The organism is Acinetobacter sp. Gutcm_16, assembly GCF_028649355.1.
GTDB classification, from domain to species: Bacteria; Pseudomonadota; Gammaproteobacteria; order Pseudomonadales; family Moraxellaceae; genus Acinetobacter; species Acinetobacter johnsonii.
Window position 1 is genome coordinate 1 of record NZ_JAQSUV010000019.1, and the last position, 21,446, is coordinate 21,446.

Consider the following 21,446-nt stretch of genomic DNA (forward strand, 5'->3'; position numbering starts at 1 on the left):
GGTAATCCCCCCTAAAAATAATAGGATTTAAAAGTAGAATTTTCTCTTAAGATACAAGCAGGAGATTCTGCATGAAAACATCTAAATTTACTGACAGCCAGATCATGTCCATCTTGAAGCAAGCGGAGTCTGGTACACCTGTTGCGGCCCTTTGTCGTGAACATGGTATGAGTAATGCAACCTTCTATAAATGGCGTGCTAAATATGGCGGCATGGATACATCTTTGATGGCACGGCTGAAAGAGTTGGAAACAGAAAATACCAGACTAAAAAAAATGTATGCTGAAGAACGATTAAAAGCAGAAATTATTCAGGAAGCGATGTCAAAAAAGTGGTAAAGCCATCTTGTCGACGTCAGATGGCTCAACAGGCAGTGGCCCAACATGCTGTTAGTATCCGTTTAGCTTGCACTGCATTTGGCATAAGTGAAACCTGCTACCGTTATCAGGCTAGACTCAGTGATGACAATGTGCTCATTGCAGAACAGCTCATTGAACTCACTGAGGAAAATACCGATTGGGGCTTTGGTCTATGCTTCTCGTATTTACGGTATGTTGAGAGTCACTGCTGGAATCACAAGCGGGTTTATCGCATTTACTGTGAGTTGGCACTGAATCTGCGTATTAAACCGAGAAGAAGACTAAAACGACATGTGCCTGAACCACTGAAAGAGCCAATACGTGCAAACCAGGTTTGGTCACTGGATTTTATGCATGATCAACTTTCCGATGGTCGCAAGTTTCGATTATTGAATGTGATTGATGATTACCGCCGCGAAGGCCTAGCCATTGAAGCAGGGTTCTTATTGCCCACAATTAGGGTCATTCGTACGTTGAATCAATTGCTGGAGTGGAGAGAAAAACCGTTAGTGATCCGATGTGATAATGGCCCCGAGTTTATCAGTCACGAATTTGTGCGCTGGGCTATTGAGCACGGTATTCGTATTGAATATATTCAACCGGGTAAGCCACAGCAGAATGCGTATATTGAACGATATAATCGGACTATACGTTATAGTTGGCTGAGCAAGCATTTGTTTGATACGTTAGAAGAAGTTCAGGATTACGCAACTGATTGGCTGTGGCATTACAATCATGAAAGACCACACCAAGCTAACAAAGGAAGGCCACCTCTAATGGCTGCTTAACCTCTACTTTTAACTTCGGTTATTTATGGGAGGATTACCGCACCAAAGGTACAATTTATTGAAGTGAAAATGACCGCCTGAAAGGGCGGTTTTTTATGTGTTGATAAAATAGAATTGTGGGCTAAGAAATCTTTAGTAGAAGGGCTCTTTAACTTCAAAATATTATATTAAATAGATTGTAAATTTTTGGTAATTTCTTTGAATTCGAGTACTGAATTTTGGGTGTTGGGCACGTGAGCTGATATGTATTCATTCTTGGTTTGAAAAAAGATATCAAAGCTTTGACTCATGAATGAATCTTGTTGACTTTGCTTTTGGTAGATAGGGGCTAAATAATTGATATAGTGATTGATCCAGTCTGCTTGTGTAGGAAAAGCAATGTAATCTTTAAGATTTGCATAGAGATTTTTAAGATCAACTGAAATTGCATCAATATCAGGGCTAAAGAGCCAGATAGTAATATCCATCGGCTTGATTTTAGTTAAGGTATAAGGCTGTGAGGGATCAAAGCGTTCTATCTTATAAAGTTGAGCGCCTTCTTCACTATAGCTAGTACATAACAGTTTAGTATTTTCGACTTGAAAATAACTTTTCCCAATTTCTAGCTCTCTAAATTGTCTAGATATATCGAGGCATTGGGGAAGTTTCGTGATATCTGATAATGCTAATTTTTTAAATAACTCAATTGATCTGTGAATGACATAGCTTTCACCTGTACCTGTGATAACCCCATCATTCCAAGAATGGATTTTTGCCGTCTTTTCTATTTTCTCACAGCTTTCACTAATGTCATTGATTACAATATGTTTATTGTCTGCTGTAATAACGATGCTATCATTTAATTGGATGGCTACAATGAATGTCATTTTTAGTCTGAGGCACTGAATCATTATATTTTTATATTAATCCAATTTTGGATTATTTATTACAATTGAAAAAAAATAGGTAAACCCATGGCTGGTGGTTCTCAAATTATCATCAATAAGGATGGTATTAAAATTATTACGCCTGCAAAGTTTGAAGCCAAAGCAGGCCAACATTTATTCAAAAGTGGGGCGGATGTTGATTATGATGTCCCATATCTACCTGATAAAGAGAACCCTTATATTTTGCAGTATCTTGTTAAAAATCAAGATAATGAAGTGTTGGGTAATAAGCCATATTTATTAATCGATGAAGATGGAAATGTTCAAAAAGGTGTAACAAACAAAGATGGACTTATGAAATTAAAAACTACATCAACACAAAAAACTATTGTTACAAGAGTGTTAAATACTGAAATTGAAGAAGCCGAAGATGGTGGAACATCAGAAAATTAGGACAAGAATATGCATTATTCTAAATTAGAGCTAAAAGTTGATAGTCCACTAAAGCTAAAAGATCTGAAATACAAGTTTATTGTTAAAAATAATCAGAGTAAGAAGATCACTTTATCAGATTTAGGTAATTTTGATGATAAAGGGTTTACAAAATTGTATGAAATTTACAATTTAAATACGACCTTGACTTATGAGATTTATCTTCGTGGAGAGGTAATCCAAACGATTTCGGCCAAGCCATATCCTGGTAAGAATAATTGGAGCTTATTTAAAATAAAGTTAACCAAAGCATTAACTAAAAAAGCTACTGAAAATATTCAAGATGTGTATATCAAAGATGATGAAGCAGCATGGTATTTGGTGAAAAGTAAACAGACTGTTCTAGAACTAGTAGGTAAAGTTTTTAAAGCCCCTTTAACACCATCAGACTGGGAAATTTTTCAAAAGAATAATACTCATTTAGGGACTCTTGCCTCAATGAGATATTTAAATCCAGGGCAAGTAGTAATTTTATCAAACGTAACTAAGGGTAAAAGATTAGATAAGTATAAGCAGCAAGCTAAAGAGGCTCAAAAAAAGTTAGATACCCTTACTAAAGATCCTAAATTTGATGCTGAATTTTTCGCCGAATATTATGAGTTTTTCTTTGATGCACTTCATGATCCTTACGCTGGTTTAACAAAATTAGCTGAAGAAGATATGGACTTCACTGAGAAATATGCAGATAACATAAATGGATCAGCAATAAAATCCACTTTAGATGGTGCTTTTAATTTAGCAGATTCGTCTAAAGAGCGAGTACTAAAAAACTACGGTGCAATTCTTAATCAATTGAATGTAGAAAGAGCGAAGAATAGTAGATTAGCTAACCCTAAAAAATTCGCTGAATTTAAAAGAGCAAATGAGAAACTATTTAAAGATTTTGACAATGCTTATTCTCGTAGGATTTTTCATTTCGATACAGGTATAAAAACTCCGAATCTTCGTCGCCACTTACACCAAACAGCATTTGTTCGTGGACAAAACTATAAAGGTGGTTTAGATGGATATCTAAATAATATTAATGATGCAGGAAAAGTTAGTAAAACCGTCAAAGCAGGTGGCTGGCTTTTTTTAGGGATGGATGCCGTAGAAGCAGGATTAACTATTCATAAAGCATATGAATCAGGTGACAATGATGAACTCAGAAAAGCTTCAATTGTAGAACCTTTAAAGATTGCAGGTAGTGCCGGTGGAGCATCATTGGGAGGATATGCTGCTGGTACGGTAGTTGGTCTAATAATTGGAGTTGGTACTGGAGGAGTAGGGCTAATTGTTATTGGTTTAGCTGTTGCAGCTGGAGGCTACATTGGTGGAGAAATAGGGAAATCTAGTGGTGATATAGCTGGAACATTTATAGCAGATCAGGTAAATGAATATTATGAGTAATTCTCAATTTTTTTATAATGTAATTAATATATTAAATATATTATTTTTATTTCTTTATTTAATCTCTATGTTGATTGAACGAACATATATCAAAAGAAACTTATCTAGAATATGTAAATTATCATTTGATAATGAGAGTTATTTTACTAAGATTGATTTAGGTAATTATATGGTTCTCAGCTTCTTGCCTATTGTTATACAAATAGGTTTTTTACGAGAAAAAATTATTTTAAAGAGAAAAGTGGTATTTCCAAATCCTCCAATTTTATTTTCATCTATCAATGATGAAAAGATGGATACATTTTTTAAAAAATATAAATCTTGGTTATATATATCTAATTTAAAATGGATATTTGGATTTTCATGGTTTTTTATTATTGGTGTAATAAACTTATATTTAAAGTAATTAAGATAGTACCTTATCAAAGGTACAACTTAGTGAAGTGAAAATGACCGCCTGAAAGGGCGGTTTTTTATATCTAATAATCGAAGACTACAAGCCATATTTTAATACAAAATTCCTATGAGCAATTTGAAGCAAAAGCCTAAAAAAGCTGTAGAGAAATGATGCTCTAAATTATTGATTTTATTGGGTCTAGTTTGGTAAGAAAGTGACTAAAATACGCTCAAAAATAAGTAATGAAATTGTTATATTCTAAAGGCTTATGTCGGGTTTTGACTTCATCTTGACATCGTAGAGGTCTCCAGTTCGAGTCTGAACATATTTGCCAATTACAGTTTAGTATTAAATCCAAATTGATGGAAAAAAGTTCTTACACACGCAATATAATTAAAGTATGCAAGTATTATGCTGGAAAAACATTTTAAAGTTAAAAATCAGAAGAGCAATGGGTTATACTCAAATTCACCTTTAAAAAGTTATTCGATCATTATTTATGAGCACATTGCTCTTTTTAACCAGTCGAAGGTGTCAATGGTAAATCTAGGAGATAAAGAGAGTAGGTGGACTACTACGTATTTCCAAAATTAAAGAAGTGAATCAAGATAAAACCATTCAACGCATTTAATTAAGATTAGAATAATTTTATTGTAAAAATGATGGTTTAAATAAATATATTTTATCAGTGAGATTGTTGATATTTGAAATATATAGAAATAAGGTTTTAAATAGCGTTATTTAAAATTTATGTTAATTTTCTTCTATTTCTGACTTCGTTAAAATACGATTTATAACAGTTCGAGTGACAGAGTACTCTTTTGCTATAGAGTAAATGCTATACCCTTTTTTAAACTTATCTTTAACTTCCTTTTGTTGTTTTATATTTAATTTTTCAGGGCGTCCAATTTTTTAACACTTTTGCTGAAAGGTTTGATTTTTGATTCAAATATGAAATTATTTTCAAAATCGAAACATAGTTTTAAAAAATGAATAAAACTTTGTTTTGTACTTCCTTCTATTACTGATTTAGAGTAATCTAAACATATGAGATTTATATTTTTTTGATAGATTTTATGAACGCTATTATATATTTCTTTAAAATCCTTTCCTAAACAGTCAAAGCTTTTGACTATGAGTAAGTCTCCTTCTTCTAATGTTAGGTTAATAAGAGCCATAAATTTATCTCTATAAATAACAGAGGTTTCTACTGTCACATTCTCGATAATCAAACGATTTGATGGGATTGAATAACCGAATTTATTTAAATTTATTCTATCCTGTAAGTTTTTTAATCTATTTGGATTTTCCCTGAAATATCCATAAATACGCATGTAGCCCTCAAAATATAATTAATATAAAGTCCTGATTTGTATTTTATACTTAAATAAGTATTAAATAAATATGATGAAAACAGATATATGAATAAAACAGTGTTTAAAACATGTTATTAATTTTTAATTTTAACACTTATTCAACGAAATTGTTGTTGCTTTAATTTTAATTGGCGACATTGGTGTCTAGAATAAATTTATAGCTAGAACGCAGCTAATCTAATATTTATATAGATTTGCTGCGTCAACCTAGCATAATAGGCTGGGTATAGTGTTTACTCTTCTGAAAAATTAGTGATAGCTTAAAACAATCACTTTATGTGATTTGTCTGTATGACTAGTCGTGATATTAGCAACAGAATTTGAATTATTTGGAGTTTCATTACTCAGGTAACTCTTTTCGGATTTGATACTTTCGATCGTTTTCTGAATATCTTCACAAAGTTTATTTGGTTTGTTGTAATTACAGGTGAATTCTGAAATAGAGCCTTGAAAATTAATTTTTTGTGCATGACTCAGCTCACTGCCGCCCCATAAAAAAACTGTGCAAATAATAGGTATATACTTATTTAACATCATCTCTTTTCCCCATTTTGAGATGTCTTAGTTAAAAAATACATGCCTATATTATGAAAAACAACAAGAAAACCCAGAACTTATAAAAAAAAATTATAAATTGTGATGTAGTTCTATTAATCGTATTCTATTGTGACGGTTGCCATTCCTCTGACTGTCCCTGGTGATACAGTTTGTTCGGTTTGATAATAGCGCGCCTTCATTGGAATAGTGTATTGGAGAGTTTGGTTTGAGCTTAGAGTACCAAGAGTTAATTTATCACCCTTAGAAATTACTTTGTTTTGCTTCTGATAATCCCAAACGATTTGTGTACCCACACCTTTTGCACGTGTGTTAATTGGGGCAGTGTTCATAAGAACTTGATTATTACTATTTGCTAAAGAAGTATAATCAAAACTTAAGCTAATTTTATTACTTTCTTCATATCCTGTCGGGTTTTTTCCACCATTACATAAAATATTGAGATCAAAAGCCTGTTCGCCTTGTGTAGATCCAATACCTTTAAAATCAGCTTTATTGACTACGGGTAATTGCACTATTTTATTAATACTTCCTTGAATTTCACATGAAGAAGAGGCGATTGTAATGGCATTGCCGTATACAGTACTGGTTAATATCGGGTTGTTGGGGTATTCATCTATATGGTAGCTACTATAACGGCCTGGCACGAGTGTTCCTGAACCAGTGTTTTCTGCTGTTTTTATAATTTCGACGACAAAATAGCCATTAGCCAATGAGTATGATCGACCTCGTTCAAGTTTTCGGCTATAAGGATAATAGCCTGAGAAGCCTGAAGCTCCTTCGGCTTCACGATATAGTCGTATGCCGATGCCAGGAATATTGGTACTATATACTGAGTTACCGACAGAACTTAATGGATAACGTTGAGTTAATATTGCCTTAACATCTGAAGGCGCACTCCAACGATCACAAGTTATTGTTGAATTATTAGAATAAATAGGGAAGGTTACTTTTCTGAGAACACTGCCTACAGCATCACTTGGTTTTACAACCACACGTCCGACAGCCATGCTTACATCTTGTGATTTAAAACCTCTCTCTGGAGTACAAGCGGCATAAACTTCGCTTATTGAAACTGTGCCAATCAACAGTACTAGTGTATTTACAATTTTAAGTTTCATTGACAAATACCCTCTGTGGTAATCATGTTTAATTTTTCATTTGAAGTTTGTTTACTTACATCGTATTCAATACGGCATTGCTCACTGATGTCATCACCCCATTTTACGGTGATCGTATCTGCTGTTTTATTGGTACGTATGTAGACCATGCTACCTTGAGCGACTATACCGATATTCTCTCCGCCTGAATTATATGCCTCAGCTGCAAATGGTAGCGTTTTTCCGTCAGACGTTAGCCCATGAATATAAATAGCTTTACCTGTTTTCGTTGCAAAGCTAACCTGAGTAATCGCCCCTGCATAAGGCGCAATACGTTGACTGGTTTCTTCAAGTTCAACATCTGACGACATATTCTGTGGATCTAGCGTGATATCATTTAAACGGTAAGGCGTAACATATGGAATGACAGCATAGCCAGCCTTATTTACTGTAAGGCCTGTTGCGTTATTGACTTTTGCTCCTGCTGCATCAGGTGCATGGACTAAGACCATGGTTTGTCCTTGATCTGGACCAAGTAAAACGCCTTTAGTGTGTGCAACAATATTGCCTCGTGCAGAAAGCATAGCTTGTTGATATTGATCAGAAATACTATATGAGCCACCCACTGTAGTAAAATTGGTACGGTATTGGGCATTCATGTTCATACTAGGGTTATTACCATAGGTATCCGTAATAGAAGTCCCATAATTGAATCGGTCACCAAGTAGGCCGCTCATTCCGACCGTTGTGCTGTCACGAGTTGTGATTGAGTTTAAATTGACCGAATTCTTCTTGAATGACCATGGCAGTGACAAGGTCAGCATATATTCCGTATCATTGGTAATCAGTTTTGTTGCCGTGTCTTCAACAGTACGTCTAGTCGCGGATAGGCCGTACGTTAAAGCACTATAGGTATTGCTGTAACCTACTTGATACTGTCGTGTTGTCTCCTGACGATTCCAGTAATCACTCCATGAGCCGGTAGCATAAAAATTACCCCAATTATTCGGCAAGCCTTGGTTCAATGTAATTTGAAACTCACTCCGCTGTTTGCCAATATGGCTTGAACTGATGCCTTTTTCATCAAGGTTTTGAATCATTAATGCATCACGAAGTTTGTAAAAATTCTCGGTTGAATAACGGTAAGCTGCTAATGTTAAATTAGTATTGGTTGGGTTAATGAGCTTACTGTAACTTAATCGATAACTTTGTCCTGTTTCACTGTCCCGTTTTTTGAAATCTGCTTGTGAGTGTGTGACGTCTAGCGAAACTGCACCAATTGGAGTTGAAAAAGCGCTTCCTAAAGTCATAGCTCGGTAATCTTCTGCACTTTGTATACCAGTAAAAGCAGTAATATAGTTATTAATGCCACGTTGGTATTTGGCCTGAATAATCCATGGATCAAGATCAATCTCTTTATCTCGGAATTGTCCTGTGGTGATTGAATAACGGCTCATACCGGGTCTGAGCATTTGTACTACAGATGCATAAGGTACATTAAAGTGTTGAATTTCACCGTTAGCTTCTAAAATGGATACTTCTAGTTCACCACCGAAACCTGTTGGGTAAAGGTCATTAATTTCAAAACTACCCGGTGCGACAGTTGTTTGATAAATGAGTTGACCTTGTTGGCGTACTTCCACTTTTGCATGTGTTTTGGCATTTCCTCGAATACGTGGGGCGTAACCCAGCATGCTATTTGGTAGCATACGGTCATCACTAGAGAAGTCAGCACCGCGATAGCCAAATGAGTCGAAAATTTCACCATCAGTATAGCTATCACCTAAAGTTAGGACGGCTCTGTAGTTAGGAAAAGCACGCTGAACATAAGTACTAACAGCATCATAACTACTTTGTTTATTTGTTGGAGCATCGTTATTATCTTGATCGTGGTCTCGCCATTGCCACTGACCATTATGGCGGAATTGCCAGCCTGCTAGATTGGCACCTGCATTAATTGAAGTAAATGCAGTGGTTCGTTCTTGATGTCCTTGCATTTGATCAAAGGTTTTAAATGCACTGGCATTATAAGAAAGAAATGCCGCATTAATACCACGATCCCATATACTTGGAACGACATAACCTTGCGCATTTTTCTGCATCACAATTTGAGGAATTGAAATATCTATTCTCAATTTCGATTGATCAAATTCGTAATATGCATCCTCGACCCATTGTTCAATTTTTTGACAAGGGGTGATGTTGAGTGCTTCATTTTGTTGAATTAAAGCCTCTGGTTTAACACCATATTCAATTAAGTTTTTTTGAGTAAAACAGGTAAAGGCATTTTCTTTATTATCTAAAGCCTTAAATACCATACGATGTTTACCAAACCAATTATCATTCACATAAACATCTAGGCTATATTCACCAGGTAAAATTGGATTACCAAATTTAAAGCGGTCAATATCAATTTTTTTGGCATCACCCATTAAAAAAGCGGAGTCAAATTCTGCTTCTTCTGCAACATTTGCTTTATCTTCTGTTTCAGATGCATGAACAAGTGCGGGCATACTGAGTGTGATCACACCAAACGCGATATAGTAGCTAATGTGATGTTTAACCCATTTAAGACTTTGTTGTTTTTTTGGCATGAAACTGTCCGCCTATTAATTGAAATAGGTGTGTTTTTGAGTAAATTTACTTATCTTTGAATAATGTTATTGCACGCGAATTGGCAATTCGACACGACCACCGTAGTCATTGATGCTGGTGAAGACCATTTTGGAGGTGTTGCCTCCTTTTAGCTTGATACTGTCCTCAGAAAAAGGTTTTAGCATTAAGCCTTCTTTAATTAAGTCTGTGCGCTGACCCGCGTTGTTCTGATTGATAGACGTCAATGTAATATGAAATGGCGTAGGATTTTTTACCTTAAGTTGGTCGCCTAGTACTGTCCATTGAAGTTTAGAGGGAGCAGCACCAGAGTCCCCTTTAATTTCACTTGGGCGATAAAAAAACTTAATGCGCGAGCGGATTGCTAATTGTAAGAAATTATCTGGTACGTCATTTGTTGTTTTTGTACTAGGTTTGGGAGGAATATCTAAAATATTCAACCAATACAAGGTTTCTTGAGTTTGAGATAAGTTTGCAGTTTTTGGTAAAGCTGAAATTCTTAAAGTTTGACCTTTTTGACTATCTACCCGTGAAATTGGAGGAGTAATCATAAAAGGGGCTTGAGATTGGTCTGGAGTACTTTTCGCATCACCTTCATCAATCCAAGCTTGTACAAGTGCAGGTTTGTTACCATTATTGCTCACTTGTAAAGTGATTTCACGAGCATCTGAAGGATAGATTACACGTGTGCCATGAATAATAATCTCGGCATTTGTTGCAGTAAATGGGATAAAACAAGCTAAAAGTGCAGTTTTGAAAAGGGATGACTTAAAGTGCATGATATATTCTCTCAAACAAATCTTAACAAGTGAGCTTATGCAAATAGCAGCACAAGCTCTCAGCTATACGCTATAAATTATTGATAAATAATTGTATATTGAATAGAAGTTGTTACTTTGCCTGCCGTAGAAGCATCAGTTGCATAGTATTCAGCATAGTAGTTCAAGTCTGCAGAACCTTGGTCAGCAACATCAACCCATTGAGAGTTTTCTTGAGCGCCATTTGCACCTGCAGCTTTTAATGGAATGAATAAATTATTTGAACCTAAAAGTTGAACTTGTACGTTTTTCGCACCACTAGCATCTTGGTTATTTAGGCGGCCAGTTGAGAAATCAACAGTAGCACCTGGTTCAAAATAAGTCGCTACCTTACCTTCTGAACAGTTATCGAGTTGAATGGTGAACGGAGTACGGCCAGCTACGTCACCAACTTTAGCAAGGGTTTGTCGAGAAACAGTAGGTAAAGTTACAGTGAAGTCTTTACCTTGGGGAGTAACGATGTCACATGTTTTATCTGTTACTAATCCGTTGATCGTAATTGTGCCATCTGCTGCATTTGCTGCACTCATAGCTAATATAGTTGTAGTTGCGATAATTGCGATACTTTTCATTTAAAATCTTCCAAAAAAGATGTGGATAATTGTTAATAATGTACCATTTTGGTGCGCAAACTATAACAAACTAAAATATAAATGCAAACTATGTCACATATTAATTAAAATATGTTTAATTTACACAGTTAATTAAAAGCATATAAATTGACAAAAAATTACAATAAATATCTTCTTAAATATAATAGTGACTTAGCAGTTTTTATATATTCATTTAGGTCAAATATTCGTTCTTTTTATTCTTAATATTTGTCACACTTTTTTTATAAAAAAATTATACATTTCTTATTGAAATAGCTAAAAATTGAATTTGAAAAGCTTAAAATTTAAGCGAATTCTAGCTGTTCTTACTTAACATCGACTTTTAAGTGTGGCTGTTTATGGAGATTAGTCATTAGGAGAGTGATCTGAAGAGATGAATATCACTTATGAAGTTGAGTTGATATAAAAATGGAAATTGAATTGAAATAAACATAATCTAAAAATTGATAGATGCAATCCATCTTGGCTTCAACCAAACTTCGGCGATGAAAACCTACCCATTTTTTTCATATTGTTCTTCCTAAATGTTCAGCTGTCCGCAGTAGCTCATTTGCTCTAATGAGCAAGTCTTTGTATCTTTCCAGAGTTTCGCATTTCTCCTAGGTAGAATCATTGCATGTGCTTGCCGATCCGAAATTACCTGATGGCACTGCTTGGTATCATAAGCTCCATTGGTATATACGAAGTCGATCTGCTTATCTTATGGAATCTGACCAAGTAAATCACCAAGTACCTGTGCATCACTCATATTGTTCTTCGTAAGTTGTACAGCACGTATTTGCAGGATTTTAGTATCTATGCCGATATGAAGCTTGCGCCATTGACGACGATATTCAGACTGATGTTTCTTACGGTTCCATTCACCTTCACCTAAAAACTTCAGACCAGTTGACTCTACGATTAGATGCAACCCATCACGACATTTTTGATAGTTAATTGCAATATCAATGTACTTTTGTCTTCTGCAAAGGGTGGAATAGTCCGGAGCTGTCCAATTAAAACCAGATAGTCTAATCATGCTTTGAACAAGGCCTGTCAGCATGCATAAATACAATCGAAATAGAGATTTGATCATCAAATAGCATTGGATATAAAAAGACCAGTGGTTGTACGATAGATTTTATAAGCTTATTCATCTCAGAATTATAGTGCTGAATGATACCTTACGAGCAGCATTATGCTATTGAATCGGTAGGTTTTAAAGTTCTAAGCGATTATCACAAAAACATGGCTGAAAATAATAAACCTAATAATACAATAGGAGCAACATATGAGTGAGCCGATAACGGGCCCTACCTTGTTTATTTATCATAGATGCTGTTTACATATAGAGAAAAAGACCAAAAAAGGTTTCAACTATAGACTAGTTACTGCTTTTTAAATTTCACTGTTTCTAATGCTTTTGAGTGTCCCAATAAAGCTGAGAAAATCTGAAATCATCATCGTTGAAGCCTTTTTTCTCTTTGAGCATTTATTAACGCTTTATTTCGATTTGCATTTTCTTCTAAGTTCAATGCACCAGTATCATGATTGATTAAGTAATAATGTGACCTTTCAAATGAGCTCATATTTGCGGTATGTCTACGGTCTTCCTGTGTTTTGAATAAATCGTTTTCATGTTGTTGTATTAAATTTAATTCTTGCTGTTTGGCAGACTGAAAAAAATCAAATGGCTGTGGAGTCGAGTTCACCTCAAAACTTGGTTTTTCTAATGTATATAGCTGGGGTTGAGCCAGACAATGTGTCGATGTCGAGATTGTTGTGGTAAGAATGATCCCATACACAGCTAAAAACATGCTTCTTTTCATTAAGTTTGTCCAATTTTAAAAGTTGCCTATTTTAAAATAAAACTACACAAATAGGGTAGTTTTTCTAAAGGGTTACGACACTTAAAAGCTTAGAACACCATTATTTTTTTAGTGTGTTTTTTGATTATCTTATCCACACTGCTGATATTTAGTTTGAAACTAGAATTGGTCAAAAGTCAGTATCTATATAGGATGACTATCATCTATAGAAATGTTTTACAAGCTTGCAAATTTTTCTATTCATGGTCGGGGAGAATATAGCTAAATTTTGGAAAAATTCAGCTTGCTATTGGTATTTAGTCTACAGGCTAATGCGTTCTAGTATTTAAAAAAAACTATTGTGTAGAATTTATCCGATAATTATGGATAGCTGTTTGAGTTAAAGGCTTTGCAGCAGTTTAAATATAAAAAATGACCAGTACTATTTGAATGGAAACTGGATTGTGTGCAAGGTATGTGGATCTCGTTTGATCGAGGTAATGGATTTCATTAGAGGAGGAGTCTTATTTTATTACTGGATCTTATAATGTTAAATAGGCTTATTGGGTGCGATTTATGTGATTTTAGTAGTGGCTTAAACTCGAATTTCTGGAGAGAGTGAGCTAAGTGCTAGTGGATTGGATCTTGTTTATAAGTTTAAAAGGTAATATATGCTAGGCATTTACTTATTTAGATATTATAAGTGAAGGAGTTTTTTGCAGATTTTCTGGCTGATATTCAATCAGAGTGATGCTTAGTGTAAGGGAGATTCATATCAAGTACTACGAGAAGGCTATTTACATAGCCCACGTTAAAAGTGGGCTATGGTGTATTTAAAAAATCTATTGAGTCAATTTCGGTTTTAAAGCTGTTAAATTTAATACACTTTATCTTTATTTCTTAAACTCAGTAATCTGGATCGGCTTATCTTTGACAAACTCGACAATGCCTTCACTTCCTTTAATGTGAATCGATACGCCTTTGCCGTCCGTCATAAACATACCGCTTGCGGCTGGTGCACTTTTCAGCATGAATGTTCGATCTGAGTTATCCGTCATCATCGCTGTTTCAAAATTATCAGATGACTTCAGTTCAATGGTTAAATCCATTGGTCCTGTGAAGTGAATCACTTGTGTTTCTACAGCATTATTGCTTGATGTATTTTCTTGAGTGACTTTTCCTGTTGGTGCAGAAGTACAACCCACTAAGGCTAAAGTAACGAGTGTTGCACCTAAAGCATTTTTCATAAAAATGACCTTTTTATATATAAATCATAAGTCCATATATACTATTTGGTATATCTTAAGTTTAAAAGTTTGCTTTACATTCGCTTTACATAAATGGAGTTTTACGTTGTATAAACGTACTGTTATTCACCTTAAGCGGTTCAAAATACGGTTTAAAGTATTCATTCAAACCTTACACAACAGAGTAAATTGATATTTAAAAGTTCAATTTATTCAGTGGCATTAAATGCGTCATGATAACTGACAACGCCCTGCGGTATTTCTCCATTGAAACTAAGGGCTTGAAAGTATTCGCTAGGAACATTAGGTAAAATCAACTCTAGATAAGGTCGAAACCCAAAGCGATGATAATAATAGGGATCCCCTAATAGAACACAGCCTTTGGCACCCAGTTGTTTTAATTTTTCAATGGATGCCTGCATCAGCTGTGACCCAATGCCCAAACCTTGTTTAGTTGGGCAGACAGAAATTGGGCCTAGGCCATACCAACCTGTTGTACCTGTCGAGATAGATACAGGTGAAATGGCGACATGACCGATAATTGAATCATCTTCAACAGCAACCAAAGAAATCGTAAGTTGACCGCTTTTTCGGAGGTTGTTCACAATGAATTGTTCAGTATGGCTGGTATGTTCTGCATTTAAAAATGCAGTGCGAGTCAAGGTCTCAATGCTTTCAATATCTTCTGGCTGTTCGTCTCGAATCGTGATGTTCATTAAAAAATCCTTATGAGTATTCGTGTAGTGTAAAGTGATCTACTTTTATGAAGACTTAACTTCAACCCACTCTAAATAGCTCCGACCAGTTGCTTAAATAGGCAGGAGAGCGATTGCACTGATTCATTTGCCAAGGTTCTTTTTTCTCATGGCAAACCCCTAAAGAAATCATATTTTTACCAAAACGTTCAGCAATGGCATCCATGGTATTGGAGAGTTCTTCACGGTTATTTTTATGGCTATAGTCGGTAAAAAGATCATGCACAAATTTAGATTTATCCATAATTTCCAAAAGGACGATGCCCGCCTTTTTGTATTTAAACCCTGACTTGAAAATTTGGTCAATGCCTTTCATGGCCGCCTGTGTAATTTTAAGTAGATCATCGGTATGCTCATGCATATGCACAATGGTATAGGGCGAGTAACGTTCACTTTGGCTAAAACGACCTGTTTGAATATACACCCCGATCATTTTACAAATAGAGCCATCATGACGTAAGCGTTTAACTGCACTGGCAACATATAAGCGTACAGAGGCTTTGATGTCATCAATTTCATACACAGCTTGACCATATGAGCGACTACTAATAATTTGCTTATGCGCAACCGCCTCACTTTCAATATTGATGCAAGACAACCCCTGAAGTTCACGGACAGTCTTTTCCATGACAATACTAAAGTGCTTTTTAATTTCACTTGGCTTGGATTCAATCAAATCTAAAACCGTATAAATACCCATCGCGTTCAGCTTTTTGCAGTTCTGTCGACCGACACCCCAGACTTCACCGACCTCCACATCTGCAAGCATGTATTCAGCAGTACATGGGTCCATGTGTGCCAAATTGCACACGCCATTCAACGCTTTATTTTTCTTGGCCAGATGATTGGCTATTTTGGCTTCTGTTTTGGAACGACCAATTCCAATACAGCAGGGAAGACCAAGCCACTGCCATGCCTTGTCTTTCATGTCTTTGGCATAGTCAGTGAGGTTAAATAAATGCTCATAAGCCGTTAGCTTTAAAAAACATTCATCAATGGAATAGATCTCTTGTTCATCGGCTGCCACATATTGCCCCAATAACTGCATGAAGCGGCGAGACATTTCCCCATATAGAGCATAGTTACTCGAAAACACTTGAATATTATGTTGCTGGACAAGTTCTTGAATTTGAAAAAAAGGGACAGCCATACCAATGCCGAGATCCTTGGCTTCTTGGCTTCGAGCAACTACACAACCATCATTATTACTTAATACAATCACAGGGCAGTCATTGAGCTTTGGATTAAAGACGCGTTCACACGAGACATAGCAATTATTCACGTCAACGAGCGCGAATATTTCAGTTTCATTTTTCATATTGCTTCTTCTTATTATTCTTAACGGTGGTACAGACGTTTTAAGTTAAACGTCACCACTCCCCAAATGACAAAGGTTTGATTTTCTGTAGGAATAATATGTTCATATTCAGGGTTTTCAGCTTTTAGCCAAAGTTGAGGCAAAGGGTAGTTTTCATCTCCAAAAATGTCTTTGATATCCGACTTTGACATTTTGTTTGTCATCATCAGTCTTTTAATCGTGGAGTCTTTATTATCAATTAAAGCCACCACGATGTCGTAGTGTTTGGCTTCAATACTCCGATCAATAATAATCGGGTCATTTACTTCAAGACCTACACCCAACATTGACTCACTGTCTACATGAGCGATGAACGTTGAAATGGGGTTTTGTATTAAAAACTCATTGAGATCGATGGCTTTGCCTTGTTCATCTTTAGTGCTGAAGGCTGGGCCTGCTGGAATGCGTTCTAAAGAAACAGGAATAGAGACTTTGGACTGAAGTAGAACAGGAGTCAGCCCAAGTTGATCCGCAAGTTCAGCTTGCTGCGCAATTTGTTCGAGCATGCTATTGATGGTGGGGCTGGGTTTGCCGTCTGGCCCCATGAGATCTTGTAGAGACGACCATGCGTCGTCCGAGAAGTAGATGGGTAACTTCTTTGACATGTTGAATACTCCTACGCTACAAGGCGTGTTTGGAAGTGAAATCTGTCTGTTTAGAATATGCTGATGTGGGTGAAAACTCAAATTTAAAAATGCTGAATAAACAATGCTCCGTCAATTTTGGTCGCGGATAAGAAAAGTAAGAAACTTTCTTTTGGGTGATAAATAGCCCTTTGATCAGGGCTATTATTAGTGCTGATTATATTGTTAAGCCGATGATCTAACTGAAAACTTAGGGATTAGTTCCTAAAAACTCAAAAGGTTTGGTGACTTTAAAGGATGCATTGGCTTTGCCTGCATATGTCATCGCTTGGTCTGGGCCAAGTTCTAACTTCTTGGTTTGACCATCTTTAAAGTTAATTTCCTTTAAATCGACCCAAAACACATTGGGTGAAACAGCAGATTCAAAGAAATATAAACTGCGTTTATGGTCGACCACTGTACGCCAACGGGTTGATGAAATATTTGGTTCTTCTTCAGTGTTCAATCCAAAGGGTACGGAAGCATTGCGAATGACACCAAAAACACTCGCTAATGAATGTTTATAATTCGCATTTTTCGGGATGGCATTGATATAAAAAGATGCTCTCGCAAAACGATCGGCTGCACGGTTTGTGCCCGGCAGCATGGTTGTTCCACCAATTTGCTTCCAATAAGCATTTAGCGCCAACTGCTGATCAAAAATTGGTGAGTTGGTCATGACTTGGTATTGGCGACTGTGATGAATCACTTGTTTTCCACCAATATATTCAATGATGGCACTGTCGCCTGTGGCATCTGAAATGGATAAATGCAGCGTCGCTAACCGTTTTTCACCTGGAACTTGGTCGGTCACTACCGTGAATGGTTCTTTTTCCAATGCCTGAATAGCCTCATTCACCGTGGCATAATTATCTAAGACGTATTGTGCCCACAGTGAAATGCCCAAAGTTGGTTTTTTAGAGGTTTTCACATTTGGATATTCAGACTCAACCAACCACAGTAAGTTTGCCATCAGTCCTTTTTCATTGACGCCGTCGGTAGTAGATATGTCATAACCCGTTGCAACCACACTGCCGTACTTGGATGTCCATTGAATCGATTTTGGCCCCGCCATACCATTACGTTTGACATTATTGGGTAAAATCCACAAGTTGGTTCCAATATCACTTTTCCAGTCCATCGAACGTGCTGTCATGACGTCATTATTACCCAGATAAACTACACGGGTACATGCCATAGCAGCTTCTGCTACCACAAATATTCCTGTGGCAAATAATACTTTTTTTAGTACATTGTCCATTATCATGCTCTCTTAGAAAATAGGTAACTGTAGTGTTAAATGTCTTAATAAAAATTGTTCGCTTTATAATTGTGTTCAAAATAACGATAACCTATTCCGAGATTTATTTTGGATCGCGTTGAGTTGTGTAGTCTCAGGAGATAGATACGCTTGATTGTAAATTCTATAACTGGTTTGATCTAATTGGGTATTTAAAGCAATAGGTAGGGACAATGCATGTTTTTCTTGAGAGGTTGCAGTTGTTTTCCAGTCAGCAAAAAAATTCAAGTTTTTTTGACCTATTGTGTTGTCTTCATCTACACCAAAGGCATACATGTTCGGGTTCAGTTTTAACGCGCCGTGCAAGCCTTCTATAAAGCGTTTAGCCTGAGTGCTTTGGCCCATAAAAATACCGATTGAAAGTAATGAATATATTTTTATTTTCATGTCATTCCCTTTTTTTTATATTTTTACCACATGATATAAAAATAGAGTATGACTTGTTTGATTGTTTTTAGTACAGTTTTATTTTAATGCTTATTAGTGAGTCGAAAAGATATCCTTAGAAGATCAATAGAAACCAATGTACAGCCAGATTTAATGAAATGATTGCACATTTTATGATTTAAATATGCTGCTCATATTTTGATGTACTTATTCACAATATCGGCAGCGCCTATATTCTGAATAATCCACAGTTGCTGCTGCTATGAAACATCATAAATGGGTAAATAATAGCTTCAGCGCCAGAGCAATTAATATGAGGCCCATCAATCGCTCAAACTGTTTTCCCATCTTTAAAAATTGCTGTCGAACGACGGGGCGAGAAAACAAAACAGCGACCAGCATGAACCAGAGTGCATTAACGATACACATCCATATCCCATAAGCAAATTGTACTTTCATCGGGGTTGTCGGACTGACGAGTGTGGTAAATATAGCCAGAAAAAAAATAGTCGCTTTGGGATTGAGCGCATTGGTCATAAAGCCCGTTATAAAGGCTTTGCTTTGACTCAAAGGTATATTGGCAGTTTCTTCAATCGAGGGATCGATATTGACAGAGGGAGCACGTAATAAACTCCAACCTAAATAAATTAAATATAGTGCGCCTGCGATTCTTAAAATAAGCATGAACCACGGACTTTGTTGAATAATAATGCCCAAGCCTACAAGGGTATATAAAACATGAACTGAAATTCCTATACCAATGCCAATAGCCGTGATGCACCCAATTGCATAGCCATAGCGCACGCTATTTCTAACCGTAATGGCGAAGTCAGGGCCGGGTAAAAGGACCGCAAGAAAATGCACCAAAGCCAAAGCTAAAAATTCTGAACTATATTGCATCCACATATTATTGATGCTCATCCGAAACGCGATAACTCACAGTTAACTTATCTTTTTTTAGTTTATAGCCTGTAATTTTGAGTGTCCCAATTTCAGATAAATTTTGGACATGGGTTCCACCACAAGCAAATGCAGGTAAATTCCCAAAAATGACTTCACGGTAGCCATCAGCATTTTGTTGGGTCAGTCTGACGAGTTGGCTAGAAATATATTGATTGCATATATGCTGTAAAGTTTCTAAATCTTGGTCTTCAGAATGATCTTGTCTGACAAATTGGACTTTGCATTCGTCTGGCCAGTGCTGTGCTTTGGTGGGTTGCCAACCAAAGGCTTGCATCACATGCCCGATTAAGTGGCCTGCTGAGTGTAGGCGACTGTGATAGTGGCGTCGGTTAAGGTCAACTTGAGCCTGTGCCAGACCTAAAGTAATCGCGTGATTAGCATAATGAATAATTTGATCATCTTGCATAGCGACATGAAGCACATCTACACCATTGATTTTACCTAAATCACTGGGTTGACCACCACCTTGCGGATGAAACGGTGTTTGGGCAAGCTGAATGGCAAATCGTCCATCTTCAGTGGGGTCACACTGTAAAACTTCTACCTCAGCTTGAGTAATGTCGGATAGATATAAAGCTTGTGTCATGATTATCTCTGTCAAAATTTCACAGAAAAGATTATATGAGGCCTAATTATTGATGATAATCTAGTAAAAAATTAAATTACTTTTTCCTCATGAGCACAAATCAAAGTATGGCTTTACTCCAAGAAATGGCTATTTTTGTCAAAGTTGTGGAGACTGGCAGTTTTTCAGAAACGGCTCGACAGCTTGGAAATACGCCGTCCGCAGTGAGTAAAGCCATTAGTCGATTGGAACGGGCTTTAGGAACAAGGCTGCTTGAAAGAACAACGCGAAAACTGCGTTTAAGTGAAAGTGGAAAACAAACGTATGACCATTGTTTAGAGATGGTTAGAGCTGCCCAAGCAGTAATTGAGCATTCAGGCAAATTCAATACTGAACCGAGTGGGACCGTTCGGATCAGTGTACCGAAAGCCGTAGGGCATTATCTGATTCATCCGTATATACCCGAGTTTCTTGAACTTTATCCTCAAATAGATATTCAACTGCTGTTGGAAGATCGTTTCATAGACTTTATTGATGATGAAATTGACTTGGCCATACGCATCACCAATGAACCGCCGTTGGGCTTAAAGGGCCGACAGCTCATTCGTATTGACCATGTCTTAGTGGCGACAGCCGAGTATTTAAAAAAGAATGGAACACCTCAGCAACCGAGTGATTTAAGCCAACATCAATGTATTTATTTGGGTGAACAAGTCAGTGATTCAAAGTGGAAATTCCAAAAGGGTAATAAAACCACCAGTGTGACTGTAAAAGGACGATATTCGGCGAATCATACTGGTATCCGACTTGATGCGGCTTTGAAGCATATGGGAGTCGCAAGTTTGCCTTATTTTATGGCGAGACATGCTTTAAATAACCAAGCACTGATTCAAGTATTACCAGATTGGCATTTCAAGACCTATTATAGTGGAGATGCTTGGTTATTATATCCACCCACACGCTATTTAGCTCCGAAAATAGAGGTCTTTATCCAGTTTATTGCGCAGAAACTGAGTTTAGAACCCGTCCTAAAAAGTGAAGAGACGCTTGCTTAATTTATTAAAATGGCATCTTTCAACGAGCTTAGAGCATGAC

The 21,446-nt window shown here is 36.5% G+C and carries 22 protein-coding genes and 1 pseudogene; 5 read left to right on the plus strand and 18 right to left on the minus strand.

What is annotated here, in order from left to right; translation table 11 throughout:
* Positions 1–71: 71 nt before the first annotated feature.
* Positions 72–1,147 (plus strand): IS3 family transposase gene (locus tag PTT44_RS03905; protein WP_168159001.1). Its coding sequence is split into 2 segments (ribosomal slippage): positions 72–324 and positions 324–1,147, totalling 1,077 coding nucleotides; the frame shifts between segments, so codons are not numbered across the junction.
* A 167-nt stretch (positions 1,148–1,314) separates the two neighbouring features.
* Here PTT44_RS03905 and PTT44_RS03910 read toward each other — a convergent pair.
* A complete protein-coding gene (locus PTT44_RS03910) occupies positions 1,315–2,013 on the minus strand; it encodes a hypothetical protein (protein WP_168159789.1) in 699 nt (232 codons plus the stop codon).
* A gap of 87 nt (positions 2,014–2,100) precedes the next feature.
* Here PTT44_RS03910 and PTT44_RS03915 point away from each other — a divergent pair, with 87 nt between their 5' ends.
* Genes PTT44_RS03915 through PTT44_RS03925 form a run of 3 tightly spaced genes read left to right on the plus strand, consistent with a single transcriptional unit; the run spans position 2,101 to position 4,300 of the window.
* Positions 2,101–2,466: a hypothetical protein gene (locus PTT44_RS03915; RefSeq protein ID WP_087014193.1), complete on the plus strand. Its 366-nt coding sequence runs from the start codon at positions 2,101–2,103 to the stop codon at positions 2,464–2,466.
* A 9-nt stretch (positions 2,467–2,475) separates the two neighbouring features.
* The gene (locus PTT44_RS03920) at positions 2,476–3,894 is read left to right on the plus strand and encodes a hypothetical protein (protein ID WP_168159788.1); all 1,419 of its coding nucleotides are present in this window, start codon (positions 2,476–2,478) and stop codon (positions 3,892–3,894) included.
* Positions 3,887–4,300, plus strand: coding sequence for a hypothetical protein (locus tag PTT44_RS03925; RefSeq protein WP_168159787.1), 414 nt, complete (start codon positions 3,887–3,889; stop codon positions 4,298–4,300). The genes PTT44_RS03920 and PTT44_RS03925 overlap by 8 nt, the downstream gene beginning before the upstream one ends.
* Positions 4,301–5,044: 744 nt before the next feature.
* On the opposite strand, the gene PTT44_RS16565 is transcribed toward PTT44_RS03925, so the two are convergent.
* The 17 genes and pseudogenes from PTT44_RS16565 to PTT44_RS04005 all read right to left on the minus strand — a co-directional run bounded on the left by PTT44_RS16565 (position 5,045) and on the right by PTT44_RS04005 (position 20,372).
* Entirely contained in the window at positions 5,045–5,200 is a 156-nt protein-coding gene (locus tag PTT44_RS16565) for a helix-turn-helix domain-containing protein (RefSeq protein ID WP_337960667.1), read from the minus strand.
* Positions 5,179–5,625, minus strand: a complete 447-nt coding sequence (locus PTT44_RS03930) for a recombinase family protein (RefSeq protein ID WP_337960666.1) — start codon at positions 5,623–5,625, stop codon at positions 5,179–5,181. Before PTT44_RS03930 ends, PTT44_RS16565 begins: the two co-directional genes overlap by 22 nt.
* A 291-nt stretch (positions 5,626–5,916) precedes the next feature.
* On the minus strand, positions 5,917–6,204 hold the full coding sequence (locus tag PTT44_RS03935; protein WP_168159786.1) for a hypothetical protein: 288 nt from the start codon (positions 6,202–6,204) through the stop codon (positions 5,917–5,919).
* 113 nt (positions 6,205–6,317) lie between these two features.
* Complete coding sequence (locus PTT44_RS03940) at positions 6,318–7,343, minus strand: fimbrial protein (RefSeq protein WP_168159785.1); 1,026 nt, start codon at positions 7,341–7,343, stop codon at positions 6,318–6,320.
* Positions 7,340–9,916: a fimbria/pilus outer membrane usher protein gene (locus PTT44_RS03945; protein ID WP_273795539.1), complete on the minus strand. Its 2,577-nt coding sequence runs from the start codon at positions 9,914–9,916 to the stop codon at positions 7,340–7,342. The genes PTT44_RS03940 and PTT44_RS03945 overlap by 4 nt, the downstream gene beginning before the upstream one ends.
* Before the next feature lie 66 nt (positions 9,917–9,982).
* A complete protein-coding gene (locus PTT44_RS03950) occupies positions 9,983–10,714 on the minus strand; it encodes a fimbrial biogenesis chaperone (protein ID WP_168159783.1) in 732 nt (243 codons plus the stop codon).
* A 77-nt stretch (positions 10,715–10,791) separates the two neighbouring features.
* Positions 10,792–11,325: a fimbrial protein gene (locus PTT44_RS03955; RefSeq protein ID WP_168159782.1), complete on the minus strand. Its 534-nt coding sequence runs from the start codon at positions 11,323–11,325 to the stop codon at positions 10,792–10,794.
* A gap of 422 nt (positions 11,326–11,747) precedes the next feature.
* Positions 11,748–12,457, minus strand: a pseudogene (locus tag PTT44_RS03960) (IS5 family transposase); the annotation flags it as partial.
* A gap of 349 nt (positions 12,458–12,806) precedes the next feature.
* On the minus strand, positions 12,807–13,175 hold the full coding sequence (locus PTT44_RS03965; protein ID WP_168159781.1) for a hypothetical protein: 369 nt from the start codon (positions 13,173–13,175) through the stop codon (positions 12,807–12,809).
* A gap of 872 nt (positions 13,176–14,047) precedes the next feature.
* Positions 14,048–14,401, minus strand: a complete 354-nt coding sequence (locus tag PTT44_RS03970) for a lysozyme inhibitor (RefSeq protein ID WP_168159780.1) — start codon at positions 14,399–14,401, stop codon at positions 14,048–14,050.
* 209 nt (positions 14,402–14,610) lie between these two features.
* Positions 14,611–15,117, minus strand: a complete 507-nt coding sequence (locus PTT44_RS03975) for a GNAT family N-acetyltransferase (protein ID WP_168159779.1) — start codon at positions 15,115–15,117, stop codon at positions 14,611–14,613.
* Between the two features lie 61 nt (positions 15,118–15,178).
* Positions 15,179–16,474, minus strand: a complete 1,296-nt coding sequence (locus PTT44_RS03980) for a Y-family DNA polymerase (protein ID WP_087014208.1) — start codon at positions 16,472–16,474, stop codon at positions 15,179–15,181.
* A 20-nt stretch (positions 16,475–16,494) separates the two neighbouring features.
* Complete coding sequence (locus PTT44_RS03985) at positions 16,495–17,118, minus strand: LexA family protein (RefSeq protein ID WP_168159778.1); 624 nt, start codon at positions 17,116–17,118, stop codon at positions 16,495–16,497.
* A 229-nt stretch (positions 17,119–17,347) separates the two neighbouring features.
* On the minus strand, positions 17,348–18,397 hold the full coding sequence (locus PTT44_RS03990; protein ID WP_168159777.1) for a linear amide C-N hydrolase: 1,050 nt from the start codon (positions 18,395–18,397) through the stop codon (positions 17,348–17,350).
* A gap of 75 nt (positions 18,398–18,472) precedes the next feature.
* Complete coding sequence (locus PTT44_RS03995) at positions 18,473–18,823, minus strand: hypothetical protein (RefSeq protein ID WP_168159776.1); 351 nt, start codon at positions 18,821–18,823, stop codon at positions 18,473–18,475.
* A 270-nt stretch (positions 18,824–19,093) separates the two neighbouring features.
* A complete protein-coding gene (locus tag PTT44_RS04000; RefSeq protein WP_168159795.1) occupies positions 19,094–19,729 on the minus strand; it encodes a LysE family translocator in 636 nt (211 codons plus the stop codon).
* Position 19,730: 1 nt separating this feature from the next.
* Positions 19,731–20,372: an alanyl-tRNA editing protein gene (locus PTT44_RS04005; protein ID WP_168159775.1), complete on the minus strand. Its 642-nt coding sequence runs from the start codon at positions 20,370–20,372 to the stop codon at positions 19,731–19,733.
* An 89-nt stretch (positions 20,373–20,461) separates the two neighbouring features.
* Between PTT44_RS04005 and PTT44_RS04010 the strand changes: the two genes are divergently transcribed.
* Positions 20,462–21,406, plus strand: coding sequence for a LysR family transcriptional regulator (locus PTT44_RS04010; protein ID WP_168159774.1), 945 nt, complete (start codon positions 20,462–20,464; stop codon positions 21,404–21,406).
* Positions 21,407–21,446: the final 40 nt, after the last annotated feature.

Excerpts from the sequence above, each read along its gene's own strand:
- PTT44_RS03910 (WP_168159789.1), bottom strand. The coding sequence starts at position 2,013 with ATGACATTCATTGTAGCCATCCAATTAAATGATAGCATCGTTATTACA.
- PTT44_RS03915 (WP_087014193.1), top strand. The coding sequence starts at position 2,101 with ATGGCTGGTGGTTCTCAAATTATCATCAATAAGGATGGTATTAAAATT.
- PTT44_RS03920 (WP_168159788.1), top strand. The coding sequence starts at position 2,476 with ATGCATTATTCTAAATTAGAGCTAAAAGTTGATAGTCCACTAAAGCTA.
- PTT44_RS03925 (WP_168159787.1), top strand. The coding sequence starts at position 3,887 with ATGAGTAATTCTCAATTTTTTTATAATGTAATTAATATATTAAATATA.
- PTT44_RS03930 (WP_337960666.1), bottom strand. The coding sequence starts at position 5,625 with ATGCGTATTTATGGATATTTCAGGGAAAATCCAAATAGATTAAAAAAC.
- PTT44_RS03935 (WP_168159786.1), bottom strand. The coding sequence starts at position 6,204 with ATGATGTTAAATAAGTATATACCTATTATTTGCACAGTTTTTTTATGG.
- PTT44_RS03940 (WP_168159785.1), bottom strand. The coding sequence starts at position 7,343 with ATGAAACTTAAAATTGTAAATACACTAGTACTGTTGATTGGCACAGTT.
- PTT44_RS03945 (WP_273795539.1), bottom strand. The coding sequence starts at position 9,916 with ATGCCAAAAAAACAACAAAGTCTTAAATGGGTTAAACATCACATTAGC.
- PTT44_RS03950 (WP_168159783.1), bottom strand. The coding sequence starts at position 10,714 with ATGCACTTTAAGTCATCCCTTTTCAAAACTGCACTTTTAGCTTGTTTT.
- PTT44_RS03955 (WP_168159782.1), bottom strand. The coding sequence starts at position 11,325 with ATGAAAAGTATCGCAATTATCGCAACTACAACTATATTAGCTATGAGT.
- PTT44_RS03965 (WP_168159781.1), bottom strand. The coding sequence starts at position 13,175 with ATGAAAAGAAGCATGTTTTTAGCTGTGTATGGGATCATTCTTACCACA.
- PTT44_RS03970 (WP_168159780.1), bottom strand. The coding sequence starts at position 14,401 with ATGAAAAATGCTTTAGGTGCAACACTCGTTACTTTAGCCTTAGTGGGT.
- PTT44_RS03975 (WP_168159779.1), bottom strand. The coding sequence starts at position 15,117 with ATGAACATCACGATTCGAGACGAACAGCCAGAAGATATTGAAAGCATT.
- PTT44_RS03980 (WP_087014208.1), bottom strand. The coding sequence starts at position 16,474 with ATGAAAAATGAAACTGAAATATTCGCGCTCGTTGACGTGAATAATTGC.
- PTT44_RS03985 (WP_168159778.1), bottom strand. The coding sequence starts at position 17,118 with ATGTCAAAGAAGTTACCCATCTACTTCTCGGACGACGCATGGTCGTCT.
- PTT44_RS03990 (WP_168159777.1), bottom strand. The coding sequence starts at position 18,397 with ATGGACAATGTACTAAAAAAAGTATTATTTGCCACAGGAATATTTGTG.
- PTT44_RS03995 (WP_168159776.1), bottom strand. The coding sequence starts at position 18,823 with ATGAAAATAAAAATATATTCATTACTTTCAATCGGTATTTTTATGGGC.
- PTT44_RS04000 (WP_168159795.1), bottom strand. The coding sequence starts at position 19,729 with ATGTGGATGCAATATAGTTCAGAATTTTTAGCTTTGGCTTTGGTGCAT.
- PTT44_RS04005 (WP_168159775.1), bottom strand. The coding sequence starts at position 20,372 with ATGACACAAGCTTTATATCTATCCGACATTACTCAAGCTGAGGTAGAA.
- PTT44_RS04010 (WP_168159774.1), top strand. The coding sequence starts at position 20,462 with ATGAGCACAAATCAAAGTATGGCTTTACTCCAAGAAATGGCTATTTTT.